This is a genomic window from Citrobacter sp. Cy070 (genome assembly GCF_030332245.1).
GTDB classification, from domain to species: domain Bacteria; phylum Pseudomonadota; class Gammaproteobacteria; order Enterobacterales; family Enterobacteriaceae; genus Citrobacter; species Citrobacter youngae.
Genome location: NZ_JAOWIG010000072.1, coordinates 45,448 through 68,615, shown reverse-complemented (window position 1 = coordinate 68,615; position 23,168 = coordinate 45,448). Strand labels below are relative to the sequence as shown.

18 protein-coding genes and 5 pseudogenes are annotated in these 23,168 nt (G+C 48.0%); 10 read left to right on the top strand and 13 right to left on the bottom strand.

Annotated features, from left to right (window positions below; translation table 11 throughout):
• Positions 1-35: 35 nt before the first annotated feature.
• The 3 genes and pseudogenes from ttcA to OGY19_RS13465 all read right to left on the bottom strand — a co-directional run bounded on the left by ttcA (position 36) and on the right by OGY19_RS13465 (position 2,231).
• Positions 36-971 carry a tRNA 2-thiocytidine(32) synthetase TtcA gene (gene ttcA, locus OGY19_RS13475; RefSeq protein ID WP_061067980.1) on the bottom strand — a complete coding sequence of 312 codons (936 nt, stop codon included), beginning with the start codon at positions 969-971 and terminating at the stop codon, positions 36-38.
• 49 nt (positions 972-1,020) lie between these two features.
• Positions 1,021-1,560: pseudogene (locus OGY19_RS13470) on the bottom strand (site-specific integrase); the annotation flags it as partial.
• Positions 1,561-1,988: 428 nt separating this feature from the next.
• Positions 1,989-2,231, bottom strand: coding sequence for a hypothetical protein (locus OGY19_RS13465; protein WP_061067978.1), 243 nt, complete (start codon positions 2,229-2,231; stop codon positions 1,989-1,991).
• 614 nt (positions 2,232-2,845) lie between these two features.
• Between OGY19_RS13465 and OGY19_RS13460 the strand changes: the two genes are divergently transcribed.
• The 3 genes and pseudogenes from OGY19_RS13460 to OGY19_RS13450 all read left to right on the top strand — a co-directional run bounded on the left by OGY19_RS13460 (position 2,846) and on the right by OGY19_RS13450 (position 6,379).
• A complete protein-coding gene (locus OGY19_RS13460; protein ID WP_061067977.1) occupies positions 2,846-4,459 on the top strand; it encodes a mechanosensitive ion channel family protein in 1,614 nt (537 codons plus the stop codon).
• 326 nt (positions 4,460-4,785) lie between these two features.
• A pseudogene (locus OGY19_RS13455) lies at positions 4,786-5,264 on the top strand (DUF4113 domain-containing protein); the annotation flags it as partial.
• Between the two features lie 119 nt (positions 5,265-5,383).
• Positions 5,384-6,379 carry a hypothetical protein gene (locus OGY19_RS13450; protein ID WP_286596627.1) on the top strand — a complete coding sequence of 332 codons (996 nt, stop codon included), beginning with the start codon at positions 5,384-5,386 and terminating at the stop codon, positions 6,377-6,379.
• 32 nt (positions 6,380-6,411) lie between these two features.
• On the opposite strand, the pseudogene OGY19_RS24575 reads toward OGY19_RS13450, so the two are convergent.
• The 6 genes and pseudogenes from OGY19_RS24575 to nifJ all read right to left on the bottom strand — a co-directional run.
• Positions 6,412-6,519: pseudogene (locus tag OGY19_RS24575) on the bottom strand (SOS response-associated peptidase); the annotation flags it as partial.
• Positions 6,519-6,671 (bottom strand): annotated as a pseudogene (locus tag OGY19_RS13445) (SOS response-associated peptidase); the annotation flags it as partial. The pseudogenes OGY19_RS13445 and OGY19_RS24575, both read right to left, overlap by 1 nt.
• Positions 6,672-6,840: 169 nt before the next feature.
• Entirely contained in the window at positions 6,841-7,275 is a 435-nt protein-coding gene (gene uspF / locus OGY19_RS13440; protein ID WP_005126652.1) for a universal stress protein UspF, read from the bottom strand.
• An 81-nt stretch (positions 7,276-7,356) separates the two neighbouring features.
• Complete coding sequence (locus OGY19_RS13435; RefSeq protein ID WP_071887345.1) at positions 7,357-7,569, bottom strand: KTSC domain-containing protein; 213 nt, start codon at positions 7,567-7,569, stop codon at positions 7,357-7,359.
• Between the two features lie 152 nt (positions 7,570-7,721).
• Positions 7,722-8,873 (bottom strand): porin OmpC, encoded by a 1,152-nt coding sequence (ompC, locus tag OGY19_RS13430; protein WP_061067975.1) that lies wholly within the window; start codon positions 8,871-8,873, stop codon positions 7,722-7,724.
• Positions 8,874-9,242: 369 nt separating this feature from the next.
• A complete protein-coding gene (gene nifJ / locus OGY19_RS13425) occupies positions 9,243-12,767 on the bottom strand; it encodes a pyruvate:ferredoxin (flavodoxin) oxidoreductase (RefSeq protein WP_048211552.1) in 3,525 nt (1,174 codons plus the stop codon).
• A gap of 276 nt (positions 12,768-13,043) precedes the next feature.
• Between nifJ and OGY19_RS13420 the strand changes: the two genes are divergently transcribed.
• Positions 13,044-13,310: a putative hemolysin gene (locus tag OGY19_RS13420; RefSeq protein ID WP_003020360.1), complete on the top strand. Its 267-nt coding sequence runs from the start codon at positions 13,044-13,046 to the stop codon at positions 13,308-13,310.
• Between the two features lie 13 nt (positions 13,311-13,323).
• Here OGY19_RS13420 and hslJ read toward each other — a convergent pair whose 3' ends face one another.
• The 4 genes and pseudogenes from hslJ to OGY19_RS13400 form a co-directional block, all read right to left on the bottom strand.
• A complete protein-coding gene (hslJ, locus tag OGY19_RS13415) occupies positions 13,324-13,743 on the bottom strand; it encodes a heat shock protein HslJ (RefSeq protein ID WP_286596626.1) in 420 nt (139 codons plus the stop codon).
• Between the two features lie 112 nt (positions 13,744-13,855).
• Complete coding sequence (ldhA, locus tag OGY19_RS13410; protein ID WP_048211554.1) at positions 13,856-14,845, bottom strand: D-lactate dehydrogenase; 990 nt, start codon at positions 14,843-14,845, stop codon at positions 13,856-13,858.
• A 156-nt stretch (positions 14,846-15,001) separates the two neighbouring features.
• Positions 15,002-15,303: pseudogene (locus OGY19_RS13405) on the bottom strand (serine hydrolase family protein); the annotation flags it as partial.
• A 210-nt stretch (positions 15,304-15,513) separates the two neighbouring features.
• Positions 15,514-16,620, bottom strand: a complete 1,107-nt coding sequence (locus tag OGY19_RS13400; protein WP_286596624.1) for an alpha/beta hydrolase — start codon at positions 16,618-16,620, stop codon at positions 15,514-15,516.
• Positions 16,621-17,029: 409 nt separating this feature from the next.
• Here OGY19_RS13400 and OGY19_RS13395 point away from each other — a divergent pair, with 409 nt between their 5' ends.
• The 6 genes from OGY19_RS13395 to OGY19_RS13370 all read left to right on the top strand — a co-directional run bounded on the left by OGY19_RS13395 (position 17,030) and on the right by OGY19_RS13370 (position 23,161).
• Positions 17,030-17,887, top strand: coding sequence for a hypothetical protein (locus tag OGY19_RS13395; RefSeq protein WP_147293151.1), 858 nt, complete (start codon positions 17,030-17,032; stop codon positions 17,885-17,887).
• Positions 17,888-17,921: 34 nt separating this feature from the next.
• Positions 17,922-19,301 carry a DUF2272 domain-containing protein gene (locus OGY19_RS13390; protein WP_186336740.1) on the top strand — a complete coding sequence of 460 codons (1,380 nt, stop codon included), beginning with the start codon at positions 17,922-17,924 and terminating at the stop codon, positions 19,299-19,301.
• A gap of 3 nt (positions 19,302-19,304) precedes the next feature.
• Positions 19,305-19,757: a hypothetical protein gene (locus tag OGY19_RS13385; RefSeq protein WP_286596620.1), complete on the top strand. Its 453-nt coding sequence runs from the start codon at positions 19,305-19,307 to the stop codon at positions 19,755-19,757.
• A 10-nt stretch (positions 19,758-19,767) separates the two neighbouring features.
• Entirely contained in the window at positions 19,768-20,103 is a 336-nt protein-coding gene (locus OGY19_RS13380) for a hypothetical protein (protein WP_048211557.1), read from the top strand.
• Positions 20,104-20,333: 230 nt separating this feature from the next.
• The gene (locus tag OGY19_RS13375) at positions 20,334-22,973 is read left to right on the top strand and encodes a YdbH family protein (protein ID WP_115602001.1); all 2,640 of its coding nucleotides are present in this window, start codon (positions 20,334-20,336) and stop codon (positions 22,971-22,973) included.
• The gene (locus OGY19_RS13370; RefSeq protein ID WP_115602002.1) at positions 22,970-23,161 is read left to right on the top strand and encodes a YnbE family lipoprotein; all 192 of its coding nucleotides are present in this window, start codon (positions 22,970-22,972) and stop codon (positions 23,159-23,161) included. The genes OGY19_RS13375 and OGY19_RS13370 overlap by 4 nt, the downstream gene beginning before the upstream one ends.
• Positions 23,162-23,168: the final 7 nt, after the last annotated feature.

Sequence of the window (23,168 nt, the reverse complement as noted above, 5' to 3'; positions counted from 1 at the left end):
CCTTGTCCAGTAGGCCGGATACGGCATCCTCTCTATTACTTCACTTCCACCACGTTCAGACGCAACTCATCTAACTGGTTTTCATCTTCTTCCGGCTGCCAGCCTGCTGGTTGCAGTGGGATCTCTTCACGATCGAATGCCAGATCACCGCCATCTACCACTTCTGAGCCGTGTTTGATGCCTTTAAAATCGAACAGATTAATATCGCTCAGGTGAGAAGGCACCACATTCTGCATCGCACTGAACATCGTTTCAATACGACCTGGATAGCGCTTGTCCCAGTCACGCAGCATATCAGCGATCACCTGACGTTGCAGGTTAGGCTGTGAACCACACAGGTTGCACGGAATAATCGGGAAACCTTTCGCTTCAGAGAAGCGCTCGATATCTTTTTCGCGGCAATAGGCCAGCGGACGGATCACAATATGCTTACCATCATCGCTCATCAGCTTCGGCGGCATGCCTTTCATTTTCCCGCCGTAGAACATATTTAAAAACAGCGTTTGCAGGATGTCGTCGCGATGGTGTCCGAGCGCAATTTTGGTGGCGCCTAATTCGGTTGCCGTGCGGTACAAAATGCCGCGGCGCAGACGAGAACAGAGAGAGCAGGTCGTTTTGCCTTCAGGAATTTTATCTTTGACGATCCCGTAGGTATTTTCTTCGACAATTTTATACTCAACACCCAGTTGTTCCAGATACTCCGGCAGGATGTGCTCCGGGAAGCCCGGTTGTTTTTGATCCAAATTTACGGCGACCAAAGAGAAACTGATTGGGGCGCTTTGCTGCAAATTCCGCAGGATTTCCAGCATGGTGTAGCTATCTTTCCCACCGGAAAGACACACCATAATGCGATCGCCGTCTTCGATCATATTGAAATCGGCAATAGCTTCACCTACGTTACGACGCAGGCGTTTCTGTAATTTGTTCAGGTTGTATTGTTCTTTCTTTGTAACTTGTTGATTATCTTGCATTCTTACCGTTCTCAAAAAACAAAAGGGGCATATAAGGGGCAAACTTCCATCACAGGGCTAGTTTGTTATTCAACATTGCAACCTGATCGCCATTCATTTCTTCAATCCATGTACTGTAGACTTCGTACACCATTTGCACGTTTTCATGCCCCATCTGATTAGCTATAAATGATGGGTTCGCTCCAGCCGATAATAGCCAGCAGGCAAAAGTATGCCGCGTATGGTACGGATTACGGCGACGAATACCAGCACGTTTTACAGCGGCGTTCCATCTCGCACTGATGCTACTCATAGAGTAGTAAGGTTTTTGCTCTTCTTTTCGCATCCGGGGCATAAAAAGTGTACGCGTTGGTTTTCAGTCTTACCGTACTCTCTATGGTGGAACACTATTTTGTCCTGGGTTGTCGTGCAGTCATTTCGCGCTGAACTTTGAGCGCATCCAGTGCTGGCTCCAGTAGTTTATCGTCCTGATCCCGGCATCTGTCTTTGGTGGTCCGAAAGTCCCAATGATGGTCAGGTTGCGGCAGACTTTGACAGTACCCACCGCCATGTCTACATCTTCCCAAGTCAGAGCGGCCAGCTCACCGTGTATGTCTCTTTCATTTTGCTGCACCCTTATAGGGTCGGCCCTTCAGAAGCACCGCAGTAAAACATAATACCCATCACTGAATAAGAATACCTAAGCGATACAATCCCCTTTTAGCACAAGGGGATCTTTATGTCTGATGTTGTCTCAGAACTGAGCTGAAACAAACCGTGATAGTTGGTTCACCAGATTAAGTGGTTGTAATGGCAAATAATGATGCAGATCGGAAAATCAACCCAACTCATACAGGTCGCTATTGAGAAATTCGAAACCCGCGAAAAATAGAAAAGGGCATATGTGTGAAAGTAAGCAGGATTGATAATTCGTAGTATTAATTCTAAATACAATGTATGCGGCTTTTTATAAAAAAAACCGCAATGCGAGGTTTAGTGTGCGACATAACTTGAATCAAAAGACATTAATTTGATTACTTACTTTGCATAACCTTTAAATACGCCTTTATCATCCATCACAGCAAGCTTACCGTTTTTATAAGCGATAAATGTATACAATCCTTGTTGGTAAGTTGTAGTTTCTTTTGTTTCTTCAGCAGTTGCTGCTGGCTTACCATCAACGACAAGGCCGTTCGGTGTCATTTCCAGTTTCATGCCGTTCCAGTGTTTCACGCCTGCTTTTTTTGCTGCCTGTGCTTTCTGGTCAACATTTTTGTGCACGTTCGTCAGAATTTCTCTCTGCTTTTGCAATTAGAGAACTGCATCCGGAAACAGCAATGACTGCACAAACAATAAGAATACCTAAGCATGGTCTTTTAACTTTTACATTAACGCTCACTTCTCATTTCCTTTAATAAATAACATATAATTAATGTTTACTTTCTGCGTAAACATTAATTATATTTGATTGAAACATTAAAGTAACAATGCGGCGTCGAATAATATAATCACTTGGATGTTATTTGTATAACATAAGAACGCCCCTAAAATCTTGTCTTTTTAGATATTTGCTGGAGAAAATAAAATACATAAATAATAATGATCACCATATTAATTTTTAGCGTTACGGCTCCCCAGGAATGGTAGGAGCGTTCTCTGTGTGTATCAGAAAGGACGGAGGTATGCGTTGCTTTGAATTACAATAAGGTTGAATGACTGTACGGGATTGTTGCGTTAAATCCAGCCAAAATGCTGAGTTAACTCCATCGATAATACAAATAAAACCGTTTGTTACAGGCGTAGCATAAGCAAAACGCTAGTCTATGCTCAAGAGAGGGTGAAACCTTATTTTGATTCAGACAATAACAAGATAATTAGCCTTTGGGGTGCTTGTGATGAAAAGGGTCCTGCTCGCTTTCTTAACCTGCTTTACTACCATCATAGCTTTCACATCGATTGCCGCTGAACCCCGGCAGGAACCCTCCGAGCAAGAACGCGCACGCACAGTATATATCTTCCATCAACCGATAGTGATGCTGCAGGCAAAGTTCGGTTTGAGCACTCCGGAGGAGCGGGTGCTACGTATCCGTAACACATTGCGAAACTTCACTGAAACCGATGTGCGTGAGCCGCTAAAAATCGTTTCTGTCACCCGTTATAACCAACCTGGAAGGCTTATCGTGATGAACGGTAAACCAGTGATGTTGCTTAGCGCAGGCGACCTGGATGAAGGGGATGATCTCACACTCGATCAGGCGGCACATCGTGTACTGGGGCGCATGGAGAAGCAGCGAAAAGCGCTGAACGATCAGTTTAACAGTGGCTGGCTGGTACTTTCAGCAGTGAAGACTGCGGTGGGATTCCTGGGACTGGTTCTTTTCTGGTACTGCTCATACCGTTCCTGTCGCTGGGTGAGCCGAGTTTATCGTCGGCGTATTATTGAGAACCGTAGCTTGATCCCCCAACACTGGAGACGGTTTATTGGCGCAATTGAAACACGCTTATATGCCATTCTAATAATTCTGATAGGCATCGTGGCGTTGTATGTCTGGCTCAGTTGGGTGTTCGGTCTGTTTCCCTGGACACGCGTCTGGGGAGAATCATTAGGTGATTGGCCTGTACGCGTGGTGCAAGGGATTGCATTGTCCATCGTCTCGGCCCTGCCGGGGTTAATGATCGTACTGATCATTTTCTTCATCACAGCATTAATCCTGAAACTGTTAAAGGCGATACTCAACCAAGTGGAAGCAGGGCGTTTACAATTGCCGGGTATTCATCCAGAGACAGTAGGAGCCACCCGTAAGTTGATATCTGTGGTGGTATGGCTCTTTGCATTATCAGCAGCTTACCCTTTTTTACCCGGAGCTAATTCCTTGGCATTTAAAGGCATCAGTGTATTCTTTGGACTGATGCTCACACTTGGTTCGGCCGGGGTTATGAACCACGCCATGAGTGGGCTGGTATTGATCTACTCTCGCGCTCTGCGAAAAGGGGACATGATCCGGGTGGCTGATAACGAGGGGCTGGTAAGCGAAATCGGTATGCTGGCGACAAAGATCATCACCCGTGAAAATTATGTGGTCACGGTACCTAATGCGGTAGTGGTAAGCGGGAAAATTACTAATTTGAGCTCACAAAGCGTTAACGGAGGTGTCAACCTGACTGTTGGTGTCACTATTGGTTATGACACTCCCTGGCGCCAGGTCCATGCAATGCTCGAGTTGGCGGGCAAGCGAGCCAAAGGCGTTGATCTTTCACAGCCACCGTTGGTTCGTCAATTGAATCTGATGGACTGGTATATCGCCTACGAGTTGCAAGTATGTCTGTTACCGGGCGTGTCGCTGGCAGATGCCCGTAACGAACTGCACAGCAATATTCAGGATGTCTTCAATGAATTTAATGTGCAGATTATGTCCCCGAACTTTGTGCTGCAACCGGAAAACAGTGTGATGGTGCCCAAAGATAGCTGGTATATGCCACCGGCTATGCCACCGCAGGGTAAAGAATGACTTGCTGCCTTGATATTACTATGTCCCTATCTGGATCTTGATTCGGTTCCACGAGGATGATCTCCTGCAGTTGGAAAATTTAGTCTTCATTCGTCGAAACCCATGCTTGTGTTAATTTACCTGGATTTTGCCAGCTGAAAGAAATCGCTCCTTACTAAAGCATAGATAATTCAACCCGCTAAGGCGTGTTTTCTTTTTTTACTACTGACAGGAAATTAACAATTTGTGCTCTTAAAACGTTGATCATTTTTGTGTACAGTTATGCTGTATAAAAACACAGTAAATGCAATGAAGGCTATTATGAAAGTTGAATTAACCATTGATCGCATGAAATAACTTCCCAGGCTATTTGCAGCTATGCTACGCGTGTAGCGGAGAAGTTGCGTAGTGAACATCAATACTGCCGGATTGTGTCAGCATTCGTCAAAACCTCGCCGTTTGCCCTTAACGAACCTTATTATGGCAACAGCTCTTCAATGAAGCATAAGACAGTCGGGCCATCATCAGCGCGGCTACGCGTTGCCTTGATGCGATTTGGCGCGACGGCCACCAATATCAGAAAGCGGGAATTATTCTTGGTGGCTTCTTCAGTCAGGGTCTGGCTCAGCTCAACCTGTTTGACGACCACGTGCCGCACGCCGGGAGTGAAAAATTGATGGAGGTGTTGGATCACCTCAATACGAAAGATGGCAGGGGGACTTTGTTCTTTGCCGGGCAGGGAATACAGCATAAATGGCAGATAAAGAGGGAGATGCTCTCGCTACGGTATACGCCGAGATATTCTGATTTATTATGCATTAGATAGCGCGTGAGTATTTAAGGTGCTCATGAAATTCATACAAAACTACTATTCCAGTAATTGAAATGTGAACGATTATATAATTAAGTGTTTTTAAATTTGCAATCAATATCGTGGGTGAGTCGATGAAAACAGAAAAAATATTTTCTATAAGCCTGGCTTTCATCCCATTAATTTCATTTGCAGATATGAATAGCTGTGTCGGGTTAGCCAACACCCTAAAAGAATATAATATATCGAGCCAGTCGTCAGCATTTCTAAATAGTGCATTTGACCAATATTGTGACCAGAGTGGCTCCACAAAAGCATCTGGTGGCGGGATTGGGTTGGATATGGTGATAAAAGCCATCCCAATTAAATTTACTGGAAGTTATTCTTCGACAGAAGAAGGCTTTAGAAACTTTTGTAAAAATTACTCGTCAGTAGCAACTGCTGCCGAGAGAAAATTCTCGTACGAAGAGAAAATCGCCACCAAGTCTTTGGAAACAATAGACTCATGCTTGCGGATCGCTGCGACTGGAGCAGTGGTGACGCATGAAATACCAAACGCAAAATCCGTCGTGTTTTATTTGCAAAGCGGTTCAGCAACGAAATTAGAGTTAAAAGGATTGTTCCCTGCTCCTGATGATGGTGTTTTATGTAAATCACAAGTTGATGGACAGCTTAAAAATATAACTGAAGAGACGTACACCAAAGTTGAACCAAGTATTAGCATTTCTTGTTCGAGAATTGCTAAGGCACAGGGGGCAGGGGGTAAAACGTATGAAGAGCAAGTAATAACACTGGCCACCAATCTAGGTAACTACACTGTTTTTTTACCACAAGATGAAAGAATGCCAATAGATATGGCTCAAAACATTTCGAACCGAGTGGACAAGCTTGAGGCGAGTAGCTTTGAACTTTCCGCAAAAACATTATCTTTAGAAAATGATTCGAATAAAGAAAAAGTTGCGTTGAAGTTTGTGGTAGTTACTAATGCAGAGAACTGTCCAGATGGCTGGACAAGCCAGGGAGTGGTAGGTTGGATAATGCACAATCCGGATTATAGTAACAACGTCGGAAAAGGGGGAAGATTCAATGACGACTGGACATGGACGCATCCTCGGTTATGTAAACGTTAACCAGCGAGCCGATCCAATAGACATAACGGTAGTTATAAAAGGTCAATAAGTATGGCACCTTGATTATTCACATTCCCAACGGCACGCGTCATGGCGTGCCATATAAATTTATCAGCCGTCACGGAGCCGTCGGCTGCAATTCACGTCCGCTCAGAAGCAGAACTTTGGTCCCTGGTACTACGTTGAAATGCCCGCTCGGTTACGGACCATATGGAATGTCTCGTTCGACTTCTTCAGCGAGAAGGGCGAGATAATCTTCACGCGTCATTGACTGTGAAAAACGCCCACACACAGAAACTTCCAGCCAGATGCCAGACTGAAAGTATTAAAAAAGTCTGATCTAAAAACTATGGCATGTGTGGTACGGATAAGCGGGAAAAATGTCAGCACATTTAGGTCAGGAGTCGCGGGGTAAAAGAGAGGAAACAAAAAAGCCCGCAACGGTGTGCGGGCCAGACAGCTTAGCGAACCACCAGAACTGAACACTCCGCGTGACGCACCACGGCTGCGGCGTTAGAGCCCAGCAGATAAGTGGTGATGTCCGGTCGGTGTGACGCAATAATGACCATGTCTGCAGGTAATTTCCTGGCTATCTCCAGGATTTTATCTTTTGGTGCACCTTCAGCAACGTGAACATGCACTCTGTCCGTTGGGATATTGAACTTCTTGATAATCTCTTCCAGTTGAGATTTTGCTTCGGCTTTCAGATCGTCCATGGCCGGTAACTCTGCCGAGTAGGCCAGTCCCAGAGAAGCGTAATAGGGCAGTGACGGAATAACGGTCAGAAAATGGACCTGCGCATCGTCAATTTTTGCCTCTGCTTCAACATGGGCAATAACGCGTTGAGTTAATTCTGAGTCTGAAATATCGATGGGTACAAGAATCGTTCTGTTCATAAAACCTCCTGTTTAAGTATCCATCTAAAGCTTACCGCGTAATGGCACTTTATGTACAATGACAAAGATCACATTTTGGCATCACTTTATTTTGATTTCAGGAAATTTCCCTTTTATAACCCCATCATAAAATCGGCCCTTAGAGACCACGCTAAGGAAATCACGAAAAATACGCGCCGGGACATGCTGATACTGCAATGTAGTGAGTTGATGAAAGCGAATTTCCAGTGTGCGAGAGGATTCGTCATAGCCGACGGATGCAATACGGGATGATTTAACGGGGTGATGATTCATTGCAGGTATCCTCTACTACAGGTATTAATGCAAGATATCATCTATCAAAGGTGTATTTTAACGCAACAGATATAATGTTTTGATCTGGATAAAACAGAATTGCGATAACAGAAAGGAAAGCCCGCTGTTGCCAGCGGGCTATCAGAGACAGATTAGAACTGGTAAACCATACCCAGTGCTACAACGTCATCGGTAGAGATACCGTTGTCTTTGTAGAATTGGTCATCTTCATCCAGAAGGTTGATTTTATAATCAACATAGGTGGAGAAGTTTTTGTTAAAGTAGTAAGTTGCACCTACAGAAGCATATTTCACCAGATCTTTGTCTGTGCTGGTTCCTGCTGGGCTTGCTGCAGTACCTGGCATGGTCAGATCCTTACCTTTAGACATCAGGAAAGACACTTCCGGACGCAGACCAAAGTCGAATTGATATTGTGCCGTAACTTCAAAGTTCTGAGTTTTGTTGGCAATAGTATTGTCGTGACCGTCTGAGCCGCCATACGGAGTCATATTGCGGGTTTCGGAGTACATGGTTGCCAGATAGATGTTGTTCGCGTCGTATTTCAGACCGGCAGTCCACGCATCCGCTTTGTCGCCGCCAGCAGTGGATTGATTTACCTGCTCGTTGGTACGATCGGAAGAGGTATATGCTGCACCGAAGCTTACGCCCATACCCAGATCGTAGGTAGAGGAGATACCGAAGCCGTCACCGTTGGAGTTCTTCACATTACGGTCACCACTATTATTGGTGCCTTCCTGCCCGTTTTGACTTTCGTTCGCGCCCTGATACTGCAGCGCAACGTTCAGACCGTCAACCAGACCGAAGAAGTCGGTGTTACGGTAGGTCGCTACGCCGTTAGCACGACCGGTCATGAAGTTATCAGCCTTGGTATAGGAGTCGCCACCGAATTCTGGCAGCATATCGGTCCAGCCTTCTACGTCGTACAGTACACCGTAGTTACGACCGTAGTCGAATGAACCGTAGTCGCCAACTTTAATACCGGCGAAGGCCAGACGAGTCCAGGAATCACCTTTATCGCCGCTTTCAGTACCGTTAGCCTGAACCTGATATTCCCACTGGCCATAACCGGTGATCATATCGTTAACCTGAGTTTCACCTTTGAAGCCCATACGCATATAAGTCTGATCGCCATCGCTGTTGGCGTCGTCGGAGAAGTAATGCAGGCCGTCTACTTTGCCATAGAGATCTAATTTGTTGCCGTCTTTATTATAAACTTCAGCAGCGTGAGCAGCGCCTGCCGCTAACAGTGCAGGAATTACAAGTGCCAATACTTTTCTGTTCATTGAAATAATCCTTTAGTTTTTTTATTAACCTGTGACTACCCGTGTAGGGAGTAAAAGCATGCTAAAGGAGAAGTTCCGTAAAGAGATAAATATGAATTGTTACGCCTTAAGTAAAACCTTAAATAAATAATTCTGCTGAAATGGTGATAATTATCATGAATGTTTTGTTGTTAAAATATATAAAATAAAAATTATACAAGTGAATCTCATTGCGTTATTCTGCGCGGGTTATATGCCTTTATTGTCACGACTTAATTTATTGTCGTTGGTATGTTGGCAGGAATGCTCACTACTCAGCGAATAAATTGACAAGCCCGAACAATTGTTCGGGCTTTTTTTTGACTCCTGGTTAATACCTGACAGAGCGTATTAATCAGTGCTGCTTTTTTCTGCTTTTCCTGCCAATTGCGCCAGGAAATCGTAGCGTTTTTGCAAGTCAGCCGTTGCGTCTTTCCACAGTTGCTCCGCAACCTCGGGTTGTTGAGCATTCAGGCGGCGGAAGCGCTGCTCGTTCATCAATGTCTCAGCCAGCGCGTCTGACGGTGGGCGAGAGTCCAGCGCCAGCGGCAATTTACCTTCGTCTGCACGACGCGGATCAAAGCGGTACAGCGGCCAGAATCCGGTAGCCGTGAGCTGGCGCATCTGATCGTGGCTTAGCGCAAGATCGTAACCGTGCTCCTCACATGGGCTATAGGCGATAATCAGCGACGGACCTGGATAGGCTTCCGCTTCCTGAATCGCTTTCACCGTCTGGTTTAGCTGTGCGCCCAGAGAGATCTGTGCAACATACACGTGCCCGTACATCATCATACTGACGCCAAGATCTTTACGCGCCTTGCGCTTACCGTGCTCGCCAAATTTGGTGACGGCCCCGAGCGGCGTGGCTTTCGATGCTTGTCCACCCGTGTTGGAGTAACATTGAGTATCCAGCACCAGAATATTGACGTTCTCGGTCAGGCTCAGGACGTGATCCAGGCCGCCAAAGCCAATATCGTAAGCCCAGCCGTCGCCGCCAATCAGCCAGATGGATTTTTCGACCAGCGCGTCGGCATCGGTTAACAGCTGCTGTGCGCCTTCGACATCTTTCAGGTGCTGGCGCAGCGCGGCAACTTGCTCACGACGGACTTCTGGTGTTGCCTCCGCGTGCAGGGCGTCATTCAGCTCAGCCGGGATTTTATCGGCAAACTGTTCCAGTAAACGCATGACGCGCACACGATGCTGATCTACCGTCAGACGGAAGCCCAGACCGAACTCGGCGTTATCCTCAAACAGTGAGTTCGCCCATGCAGGGCCACGGCCATTGGCATCGGTGGTATACGGCGTTGAGGGCAGGTTACCGCCATAAATCGATGAACAGCCGGTCGCATTGGCGATCAGCATACGATCGCCGTACAGCTGCGTAAGCAGTTTGATATACGGCGTTTCACCACAGCCAGAGCAGGCGCCGGAATATTCAAACAGCGGCGTTATCAACTGCGAGGTACGAATATCAATACGTTCCAGTTTAGTGCGATCAATCTCCGGCAGATTGAGGAAGAAGTCGTAGTTAACTTTTTCTTCTTCAACATGCTCAAGGCGCGACATCATATTGATGGCCTTGATCTCCGGATTTTGCCTGTCTTTCGCAGGGCACACTTCGACGCACAGATTACAACCGGTGCAATCTTCAGGTGCAACCTGCAGGACATATTTTTGACCGCGCATATCGCGTGATTTCACATCCAACGAATGCAGGCTGGCAGGCGCGTTTTCCATCGCTTCTGGTGAAACCACTTTGGCGCGGATTGCCGAGTGCGGACAGGCGGCAACGCAATGATTACACTGGGTACACAGATCTTCTTTCCAGATTGGGATCTCTTCGGCAATATTGCGTTTTTCCCAGCGCGTGGTACCCATCGGCCAGGTACCGTCCGGCGGTAACGCTGAAACGGGCAGGGCATCGCCGAGTCCGGCGAGCATAGCTGCGGTGACGGTTTTCACGAAATCAGGCGCGGCATCGGAAACTACCGGCGGACGGTTGGCGCTGTGTGGATCAACCGGTTGCAGTGCCACTTCGGCAACGGATTCACGTGCCAGCGCCAGCGCCTGCCAGTTACGTTCCACCAGATCCTGACCTTTATTGCTGTAGCTTTTCGCAATCGCACCCTGTAATTCAATCAGCGCGCTGTCACCAGGTAAGATTTGCGTCAGATGGAAGAATGCCATCTGCATCACGGTGTTAATACGCGCAGCCAGACCGCACTCGCGCGCGATTTTGGCCGCATTAATCACATAGAAACGGGCTTTCTTCTGATTCAGGACCGCCTGAACTTCCTGCGGCAAACGCGCCCAGACTTCATCCACGCTGTACGGGGTATTGAGCAGGAAAATACCGCCAGGCTTCAGACGCTCGGCCATTTGATATTTATCGATAAACTGCAACTGATGGCAGCCGACAAAATCAGCCTGCGATACCAGATACGCGGAACGGATAGGCTTCTCACTGACGCGCAGGTGAGAAACGGTCAGGCCACCTGCCTTTTTCGAGTCATAGACGAAATAACCCTGCGCGTACCACGGCGTGGAGTTACCGATAATCTTGATATTGTTTTTGGTGGCCGACACGCTACCGTCACTGCCCAGACCGTAGAACAGCGCTTCGAGCTTCGCGGTACCGGGCAGGGTGTTTTCTGGCAGAGGTAGCGACAAATTGGTGACGTCGTCATAAATACCGACCGTAAAACGTGATTTGGGCTTAGCGCTGCTCAGTTCATTAAACACCGCCATCACGCAGTCCGGGCCAAACTCTTTAGAAGAAAGCCCGTAACGTCCGCCAATCACGCGCGGTAGGGTTTCCCGCTCACCGCAGTTAAAGGCTTCTGCCAACGCGGTCATTACATCCAGATACAACGGTTCTGCCTGGGCGCCAGGCTCTTTGGTGCGATCCAGAACGGCAACGCTACGCGCCGTTTCTGGTAATACTTGCAGTAAATGTCTGGCGGAGAAGGGGCGGAACAGTCGAACTTTCAGGACGCCAACTTTCTCTCCACGAGCAAGTAACTCGTCGACGACTTCTTCGCAGGTACCAATCGCAGAACCCATCAAGATAATGACGCGTTCTGCCTGCGGATGACCGTAATATTCAAAGGGTTGATACTGGCGGCCCGTCGCCGCGGCGAAGTCGTTCATCGCCTGTTCGACGTTTTCGTAAACAGCGTTGTACCAGGGGTTTGTCGCTTCGCGCGACTGGAAGTAGGTATCCGGGTTCGCAGATGTGCCGCGAATAACCGGATGCTCTGGATTAAGCGCGCGGGCGCGGTGAGCATCGATTTCCGCCTGCGGCATCAGTCCGAGGATCGTGTCATCGGCTAGCGGCACAATTTTATTGATTTCATGCGAAGTACGGAAACCATCAAAGAAATGAATAAACGGCACCCGACTTTTCAGGGTGGCGATTTGTGAAATCAGTGCGAAATCCTGTGCTTCCTGGACGCTGCTGGCACACAGCATCGCACAACCCGTCTGGCGTACCGCCATTACGTCGGAATGGTCACCGAAGATAGACAGCGCATGAGTAGCAATGGTACGCGCGGCAACGTGCAGCACAAATGGGGTCAACTGACCGGCCAGTTTGTACAGCGTTGGGATCATCAGCAGCAAACCCTGCGATGAGGTAAACGACGTCGAGAGCGCGCCGGTCTGCAACGCGCCGTGAACGGTCGCGATCGCACCGCCTTCCGACTGCATTTCTACGACGCGAGGGGTATCCCCCCATACGTTTTTAAGCCCGTTCCCGGCCCAGGCGTCTGCCTGTTCCGCCATCGTCGAACTCGGTGTAATCGGGTAGATGGCGATAACTTCGCTGGTACGAAAGGCGACCGAAGCAACCGCACCATTACCGTCAATTGTTTGCATACTGACACCCTTACATTGCGCAAAAAGAGGGACCCGCGTAACCGCGGCGAATCCTGTAGTTATATCTTTCTATTTTAGCAAAAGCGCTAAAGACAGATTTTCGCTTTTGTGTCCTGGGAATAATCAGAATGAATGGTTTGATCAAAGGAGTAGCCAAAAAATTGCCAGAAAATGTAAACAGCACGCATAAATGCGCATTTTGCCTCTCGACGGCGGTGTTTTCGCTGCCTATTATTTATGGCTGTGTCGTTTGGTTAATATTCAGAGGGGAGTAAGATGCGCGCAGCGTTTTGGGTAGGGTGTGCCGCGTTATTATTATCGGCTTGCAGCAGTGAACCTGTTCAGCAGGCAACCGCCGCACACGTTGCACCGGGCATGAAGGCCGCAATGTCCAGCTCCGGAGAAGCCAACTGTGCCATGATTGGCGGTTCGCTATCCGTTGCACGTCAACTGGATGGTTCTGCTATCGGGATGTGTGCATTACCTAACGGCAAACGCTGTAGTGAGCAGTCGCTTGCCGCCGGAAGCTGTGGGAATTATTGAGCCACTGCTTTTACTACATTAAATCTGCCAGTTTAAACGTCAACGTTTGTTCTGCCGTGGCCAGCGTTAACTGGTCAGCAGTCAGATCAACCTGTGCGCCTTGCTTAAACATCTCGCTGACGATGCCGTCGAGCGCGTTAAGCTGTGGATCGGCGCACATCATGCGCGTCATTGCCATGTCTTTCACTTTTAATTCACCGTCGGACAGCTTGCCCTGACCGTGGAACTGATTACACATTTTTCCCGACACCGTCATATTTTCACCGAAACTTAATTCAGGTGGGTTATTGGCGACGGTTACCGGCTTGCCATTGACGCTCTGTAAAACAAAACGGTGGTGCTGTAACTGTTCGCGATTGACGGAAATTTTTCCATTGCTCACACCGCCAGCCATAAGCATGCTGAGCGCAATCAGCGTGACAATTTTCTTCATTAACTTTCTCTACGTTCGTGGCGGAATTGCATTCATGATGGTAATGATATCGCCAGATTTATCATCGGGGGTTATCTGAAAATGCTCCCCCGGAGGCGGGGGAGCGGAATGATTAGAAGAGGGCGTTCGGGCAGGTTTCGCCTTTGGCGATTTGAGCCAGATTCTGCAAGGTTGTTTCAGAAATGCTGGTCAACGCTTCGGCAGTCAGGAATGCCTGATGCCCGGTGAACAGGACGTTATGACAGGCTGACAAACGACGGAACACATCATCCTGAATCACATCATTGGACTTATCTTCAAAGAACAGGTCGCGTTCATTTTCGTACACGTCCATCCCCAGGGAACCGATCTTCTGGTTTTTCAGCGCGTCGATTGCTGCCTGAGAATCGATCAACGCCCCGCGGCTGGTGTTGATAACCATCACGCCATTTTTCATTTGCTCAAAAGCTTCGTGATTGAGCAGATGATAATTTTCTGGTGTTAACGGGCAGTGCAGGGAAATAACATCAGACTCCGCAAACAGTGTTTTAAGATCGACATATTCAACGCCTAACTCCAGCGCAGCAGCGCTTGGGTAGGGATCAAACGCCAGCAGGCGCATACCAAATCCTTTCAGGATCCGCAGTGCAGCAACACCGATTTTACCTGTACCAATCACCCCAGCCGTTTTGCCATACATGGTAAAGCCGGTCAGCCCCTCAAGAGAGAAGTTGGCGTCACGCGTACGCTGATAAGCACGATGGATACGGCGGTTCAGCGTCATCATCATACCGATTGCATGTTCGGCGACGGCTTCAGGTGAATAGGCAGGAACACGTACAACCTGCAAGCCCAACTCTTTCGCAGCGTCCAGATCGACGTTATTGAACCCGGCGCAGCGCAGCGCGATGTATTTCACACCGTGCTTTTTCAGTTCTTCCAGAACAGGGCGGCTGCCATCGTCGTTGACGAAAATGCACACGGCTTCACAGCCATGGGCGGTTTTCGCTGTTTTTTCCGTCAACAGAAAGTCAAAGAATTCAAGTTCAAAACCAAAAGCCTCGTTAACCTGCTGCAGATACTTCTTGTCGTACTGTTTTGTACTATAGATGGCGAGTTTCATAAGACTTTCTCCAGTGATTTTGACGTCACATTAATTCAGTTCAAATTATTTTACAAAATCTAAAAAGTTATTGGTAGTCATAGATATAATGAATAATTCTAGAGTATCTCTTCTTAATGTGGGCACATTGCTGGATTTAAACCACTTTACTCAGCATAGGGTGATGGTGGCATCGTATAATTCGCCGATGGGCATGCCGTCCGCAAGATGTTTTTCCGTTACCGGCGAGTACTCGACCAGGTCAGGCAGGCCGTACTTAATGCGACGGTTTGAGCTGCTCTTGCCCGGCGTCAACGGGTGATAGCACCAGCGCCGCTGGTGAGATCCAGCTCGGCATAAACGCGTGCGGTGAGCTGTCTTTCTGCTTCTTTGACTTTATTCAACGTTGCCTGATGGGCTAACGTGAGCAGGCAAAATGCCGTGAGCAGAGGGATGAGGGACAGACGAAAGTGGCACAGTCATATTCTTCCTTGGGGGATGTCTTAACATAACTAGATATATAGCAAATACATAAGGTTAAATGTAGTTCGACACATGAGTGTTAGCTTTTACCTGGTCGTTCCTGGTTATGGACATTCGTACTGATAGTAGACTCTTGTCTCCAGGAGTCTACTATCGCCGAACAGGGTATACTTGTGTTATTCAGAATGTTTGAATTCATTATTTATTCAATCATTGATTTTCCAGTATTGCCCAGCTTCAATGTAGCTTAGCCCGATGCGTTGGGATGCTCGCTTGTTATCATTAATAAGATAAAAAATATCTGAAAGCACAGAACGTTCTTCGCTTGGGTAACTATGGCCTATAAAGCTAGTATCAACATTAGTTGCGTCAATCGATTCTATTCCAGGATAATAAATCAAACCAGTAGACGAATCACCCGCTCGCGGATAACGGTGTATCGTCTGGGATGCGGCTAACGCCTTATCTGTTGATGAAGCATATAAAGTAACAGGTTCTCCTTGTGCCACCAGTGCAGGGGCAATGTCTCGTTTGAAAACATCGGCATCTATGTCAGGAGCAGTTAGAATGACCTCTTTTATGCGATTTCGATAATCTGTATTTGTATTCAATACATCAATAATCGCCCGCGATAAAATTCTATTACCCATGCTGTGGGCTATCAGGTAAATATTTTTTGAATCGGATTTCTCAAGAAAGTCGATAAGGAAATTTTTTAGGTTGGTTTGTGTCCACTCAGCATTTTGCTCATCGATGGTATAAGCAGAAGTTCTGGCCTGTGAAGGCCAGCTATAAAAAACAGGGACCATATCGATGTTTAAATCATAGTATATTTGAGCTGTTTTTCTGGCTGCCTCGGCGAATGAGACATTATACCCATGAACGAAAATGAAGGTCTTTTTCTCTGGTATATTGCTTACTGTGGATACAAGGTAATTGAAAAAAACATTTTTAGCTAAAGGCGTTACACCAAGTAAGGCCACGTGTTTTTTGGGATCCTCTTTGAACTCAAGCTTTAAAAATGAAGGTTGTTCAGTTACTCCTATAATGTGGTGTCGAGGAATGCTAACTTCACAGAATCCATAGGAGATTGAGGCTCGATTGATTCCATATGATTGGTTGGGTGGTGCGCCGCTGTTATAATTTCTATCGGTGGCGTACAAAACCTTGACAATGGCATAATCTGGTTTTTGAGCTAATATATTTATTTCATTGCTGCTAGATGCCATACTGGTAACACCTGTGTTGGACATGCCGCAACCACTTAGTATGGCTATAAAAATACTGAAAACTATGTATTTTAATGTTTTCATTTTGCTTGACCTTGCTTTAAACATGGTTGGAGTGTCTTTCCTTTATTGATTTTTTCTGAATATTACCAACTAAAATTAATCGGGGTAATTAAGATTTACGTATTTCCGCAGGGAGTGGCATTAATAAAATGGTTTTAATTTGGACTGACAGGATAGTAATATTTTATTAGTGACTGTTTATTAGATAACGCATGTGGTTAGCCAAAGGGCATCAGACTTCTGATTGATACCGCGCTAGTAATTACTACGAACCTCTTACCGAATACTCACTGTTTCTGACTCATATTTTCAGGAAGCAACCCGCATGGTTTCTGCTATCGGTTGACCAAACGCTCTTCACCGTGAGGGAGACAATATGTTTGGACTTGAAACGCTTGATATATTAATTGGGATAATGACTGTGTATTTCATGTTTGGGATAGCATGTACCGCGATTGTTGAAGCTATTTCTGCGTGGACCCGTATTCGTAGTCAAAATCTTGACGTGGCGCTGCGCGAGTTCCTTTCAGGCGATCTGTCGCAAAATCAGCAATTTATTACTCAGTTTTTTGAACATCCGTTAATTCAGTCCCTAAGTAAAGGAAACCAGGGGCGTCCTTCCTATATTCCCCCAGACATTGTCGCGCAAGTCGTGGAGGCGTTAGTTGTCAGCAAAAGTGCGATGGCAACGCTCTCCGCTGGAGTGAATGCCATGCCGGGAAATGCCAAAAATAATCGGATCAAAGGCATCCTCGAAACAGTGGTGGCGCAGACGGGCAATAACGCAGCCACGTTTCGCAACGCGGTTGCAAAACAGTTTGATGCGGTAATGGATCGCGCCTCGGGTTGGTATAAACGAAAAATGCAGACCATCACGTTGATTGTCGCCACCGTTCTGGTTCTTGGGGGGAATATTGACACCCTCAACCTTGCGACTGTGCTGGCCTCCAATCCTGATGTTCGAGAAAAAATGGTGGCGATCGCGCAGCAGGAAGTCAATGAGGCGAAAAATCAGGCTCAGGACAAGGAGCGCATCGCGACAGCTAAAGGCAAATATAACCACGCGATTGCCGTTATGCAGTCTGCAGGCTTCGAACTGGGCTGGAAAGGATGGCCGCAAGGGGGGGCTGAATGGCTGGCAAAAGTGGTGGGCCTGCTGGTGACTATTTTCGCCGTCTCACTCGGCGGACCTTTCTGGTTCGATATTCTTCAACGGGTTATGCAGGTCCGTTCAACTGGCCCAAAACCAGCAGCACCGGGTAAATCCGACAGTCCGAAAAGTAAGTGAAGTGTAACGGTTAACTATCGACAGAGAGGGCATCATGATACTTACACCCGCACAGAAAAATCTCTGTGAACGAGTTTTGAATGCGTTTGAAACCGGCTCGGCCGAAGGCGATTACTCGGCTATCGCGATATTCCATGATGGTCCTCACGGGATCAGGCAGATCACTTACGGTCGTTCACAAACTACGGAATACAGCAAACTGCAGGATCTGGTGACCCGCTACGTTAATGCAAATGGGCGATTCAGTGCCGATCTTGCTCCATATGTTGCAAAGATAGGCAATATCGCACTGGTTGACAATGAACCGTTTAAGGACTTATTACGACGAGCAGGGCGCGATGATCCGATAATGAAATCGGTACAGGATCGGTTCTTTGATGAGCGCTACTATCTGCCTGCGCTGAAATGGGCACAGGACTTTGGTTTTAAAGATGCGCTCTCATTTCTGGTCATCTATGACTCATTTGTTCATAGCGGCACTATTTTGACGTTCTTGCGCGCCCAGTTTCGTGAGGTGCCTCCAGCCAGTGGCGGTGATGAACACACCTGGATTTCCCAGTATGTTGAAGTGAGAAATTCATGGTTAGCCAACCATAGCAACCCCGAACTTCATCCTACCGTTTATCGTACAAAATGTTTGCGATTTGAAATAGATCGCGGCAACTGGGATCTTTCGCAGGTCCCCATTAACGCTAACGGTATACCCGTCGGGCCCTTACCTGATATATCAATCACTCAGACATCGATACCTCCGGTGGAACAACCCAGCGTTCCGTATTTTGGTGAGGAAGCACCCGTTTCTGGTTTTGCGGATAACGCCGCGTCGATCGCCGCTGACGAGTGGCATTTTTTTGGCGAGCAGCGCTACAACCGCAATGGTGGCCTTCTTCATTCCGGGCACAAAGAGGGTGAGGATGGCTGGTGGCAACGTGTTGGCCTGTATTGGGCAAAAATCGGGCGGGACGATCTGGACGGGCGAGATCATGACTGGCCGTGGTCGGCGGCGTTCATTTCATGGGCCATACGTCAGGCTGGCGCGGGGGAGCGTTTTTCCTACTCTGCTTCGCATGCGACGTACATCAGCAAATCGATCCGCGACAGAAATCAGGGTAATGCTAAAGCGTTGTACTGGGGATACAGGCTGAATGAGCGTAAACCGCAGGTGGGGGATTTGGTTTGTTGGGACAGAGACCCCGACAAAGTCGTTGATTACGATCATCAGCATCTGGGCAACTACAGCAGTCACACCGACTTAGTTGTTTCCGTAGGCACTAATGAGATTGAAATTATTGGCGGTAATGTTGGTAATTCTGTGACACGACGCCCGTTGGCGCTCACCGCCGACGGATTCCTTGCCAGCGATGTACAAGGAGGGGAAACGCTGTTTGCCATCATGGGGTATCGCGGAGAGTGAAAAATGAAACGATCTAATATAGTGCTTAAATACGCTGCCCCGCTAATGTTTTGCACTTTCCTTTTACTGAGTGGGTGTGCCTTATTCGTTTCACACTACGATGCAGGCGCGTACCAGAACTTCACAAATTTAAAGGCGTTCCACCTTAAATTTCTCGAAGATAATACAGCTAAACCCGGGAATACCTTTGATGAAACTAAGGTAAAGGTTACTTGCGATACCGGGGACCTCAAGTTCCGTGAGGCGACGGAATATGCTGCAGGCAAACATGATGACTCACGTGTACGGGCTATTCATTACCTCGATAATGTCTTTGAGAGTGATTGCCGAATGGCGATGAAGGATAAAAAGTTATTTAGCGTCGTCTATGCGGATGAAAAAACCGATGTAGTTAAGTTGAACTACGATCTGGCCATTCGGGGAGAAAGTTCCCGTGTGGGGTCTGTTGTAAAATAGGGGATGAAAAATGTCAGATATTGATGATGCCATGAATGCGATTAAAAATGAGGTTGCTGAATCCATTAAAGAACAACTGAAAGCGCTCTTGCTCTCGGCAGCAAAAGATACGAATGAGGTAATAAACGATACCGGTAAGAAAATTGCGTACTGGCTGCGTCTTCGTGGGCAGGGAAAACTGAGTGACAGTGAACTGGAGGCGTTGCTCTACGCCAGAGATCAACTGCTGCGACAATATAAAAACACGGTGGAAATTGCAGCAAGAGCTCAGGTTGAGAAGATTGCTATTTCGCTGGTTAATATTGTGCTCGACAAATTATTGGGCATTGCCTTTCATCAGAAATGAGGCACGGCATAGGGCTAATAGGGCGAAAAAATGGTCGGTTTTCTGCGGCACTGACGGATGTGGTACAGGGTATCTCACTGAGAGACCACTATTTTTTATTACCCACAACCTATAAATATTACATATATTTCAATGGTATCTATTCTTAAGGTGGGCATGTTTAGCTAAACATGCCACAATACTGGCCTAAACCGGCTTAAATTTTCGCTAAATCAGGATATTAACTACCCATGAAGGGTAAATATAAAGCCGTTCTGGCACTCCTCTTATTATTGATTCTCGTGCCGCTGACGTTGGTCATGACCCTTGGCCTGTGGGTTCCCACGCTGGTGGGCGTCTGGTTGCCTGTCGGCACGCGTATTGCGCTGGATGAGAGCCCACGGCTGACACGGCATGGGCTGCATATCCCGGAACTTCGCTATCTGGTCGATGATTGCCCGCTAGCGCGCATTACTCAGGCAGAGCTCTCTCACCCCAGTCGCTGGTTGCTTAATGTTGGGACAATTGAGCTCGACTCGGCTTGCCTGGCCAAATTGCCGCAGGCAGAACCCTCGCCGGTAGCGCCAAAAACGCTGGCTGAATGGCAATCAATGCTACCCAATACCTGGATTAACATCGACAACGTTATTCTCTCTCCATGGCAGGAGTGGCAGGGGAAACTGTCGCTCTCGCTAACGCCCTCTACCCAGCAGCTGCGCTACCAGGGTGAAAAAGTTAAATTTCAGGGGCGTCTGCACGGACAGAATCTGACGGTAAATGAGCTGGATGTTGCAGCATTTGAAGGGCAGCCGCCGATAAAACTGGTCGGTGAATTTACCATGCCGCTGGTTCCTGATGGACTACCAGTGAGCGGGCATGCGGTTGCTACTCTGAGCTTGCCGCAGGAGCCAACGCTGGTTGACGCCGAACTTGAGTGGCAAGAAAACAGCGGACAACTGATCGTCATGGCACGGGATGCGGTCGATCCGCTTCTCGATCTGCCATGGGAAATAACGCGTCAGCAACTGACTATCAGTGACGGTCGCTGGAACTGGCCTTATCAGGGGTTCCCGTTAAGTGGGCGTCTGGGGGTGAAAGTTGAAAACTGGCAGGCCGGTCTGGAAAATGCCGTGGTGAGTGGGCGTCTGAACATTCTGACGCAAGGCGATGCCGGTAAAGGAAACGCCGTATTAACGTTAGGGCCAGGTAGGCTCGGTGTGGATAGTAGCGATATGCCGTTACAGTTGATCGGTGAGGCGAAACAGGATGACCTGATCTTTTACGCGAAGTTACCCGCCAGACTTACCGGAAGCCTGATCGATCCGCAGCTCGCTTTCGAGCCAGGGGCATTGCTGCGTTCCCGTGGGCGAGTCATCGACTCACTCGATATTGACGAAATTCGCTGGCCATTGGCTGGCGTTAAGGTGACACAGCGCGGTGTGGATGGGCGTCTGCAGGCCATTTTACGAGCGCATGAGAACCAGATGGGTGACTTTGAGTTACACCTTGATGGTCTGGCCAATGATTTTCTTCCTGATGCCGGTCGTTGGCAGTGGCGGTATTGGGGCAAAGGCAGTTTTACACCGATGCATGCGCTTTGGGATGTCGCGGGCAAAGGGGAGTGGCACGACAACACCCTGAGACTTTTCGACCTCTCGACCGGGTTTGACCAACTGCAATACGGCACCATGAAGGTGGAAAACCCGCGTCTGGTGATGGATGCGCCGATTGTGTGGGTCCGTGATGCCGAAAAACCGACGTTTAGCGGTGCGCTTTCGCTCGATGCCGGAAATACGCTCTTTAGCGGGGGCAGCGTCTTACCTCCTTCAACGCTGAAGTTCAGTGTTGAAGGAACTGATCCGACGATTTTCCAGTTCAAAGGTCAACTTCATGCCGGAGCAATTGGTCCTGTACAGTTGAATGGGCGCTGGGATGGGATCCGTCTGCGTGGCCAGGCCTGGTGGCCAAAACAATCACTCACCGTTTTCCAGCCATTGGTACCACCGGACTGGAAAATGAATCTGCGCGAAGGTGAACTTTATGCGCAGGTGGCGTTCTCCGCCGCGCCGGAGCAGGGCTTTGAGGCGGGGGGGCACGGTGTACTGAAAGGGGGTAGTGCCTGGATGCCTGATAACCAAATTAACGGTGTCGATTTTGTGCTGCCGTTTCGTTTTAGCGAAGGCGTATGGCAACTGGGTACGCGGGGGCCGGTGTCATTACGTATTGCAGAAGTTGTGAATCAGGTTGCTGCGACAAACATCACCGCCGATCTGCAGGGCGGGTATCCCTGGAGTGAAGACAATCCGTTGCTGTTAAGCGATGTCAGCGCCGAACTACTGGGTGGCAAAGTGGTTATGCAACAACTGCGGATGCCGCAGCACGATCCGGCATTGTTACGGGTGCAGAATATCTCCTCCAGCGAACTCATCAGTGCGGTAAATCCGAAGCAGTTTGCTATGTCGGGTCCGGTCAGCGGTGCGTTACCGTTATGGCTGAATAACGAAAAGTGGATCATCAAAGACGGCTGGCTGACCAACCCAGGACCAATGACGTTGCGTATTGATAAGGACACGGCGGATGCCGTTGTCAAAGATAATATGGCGGCTGGTGCGGCCATTAACTGGCTGCGTTATATGGAAATAAGTCATTCCTGGACGAAAATAAATCTGGATAACCTCGGTGTTTTAACCATGCAGGCAACGGTGACTGGCAACAGTCGGGTGGATGGCAAAGTGGGAACGGTTAATTTGAATTACACCCACGAGGAAAACGTCTTTACGCTATGGCGCAGTTTGCGTTTTGGCGACAATTTACAGGCATGGCTTGAACAAAATGCAGCGCTGCCAGAAACCCATTGCCCGGAAGGCAAGGAATGTGAGGAACAACAATGAAAACGATAGCTGCCATGCTGGGACTGTTTGCGTCATCTCTGCTGGCGGGGTGTACCCCCAGAATCGAAGTGGCTGCGCCTAAAGAGCCCATCACTATCAATATGAACGTCAAAATCGAGCACGAGATCCATATCAAAGTGGATAAAGACGTCGAGAGTTTACTGAAATCGCGCAGCGATCTGTTCTGAGGTCACG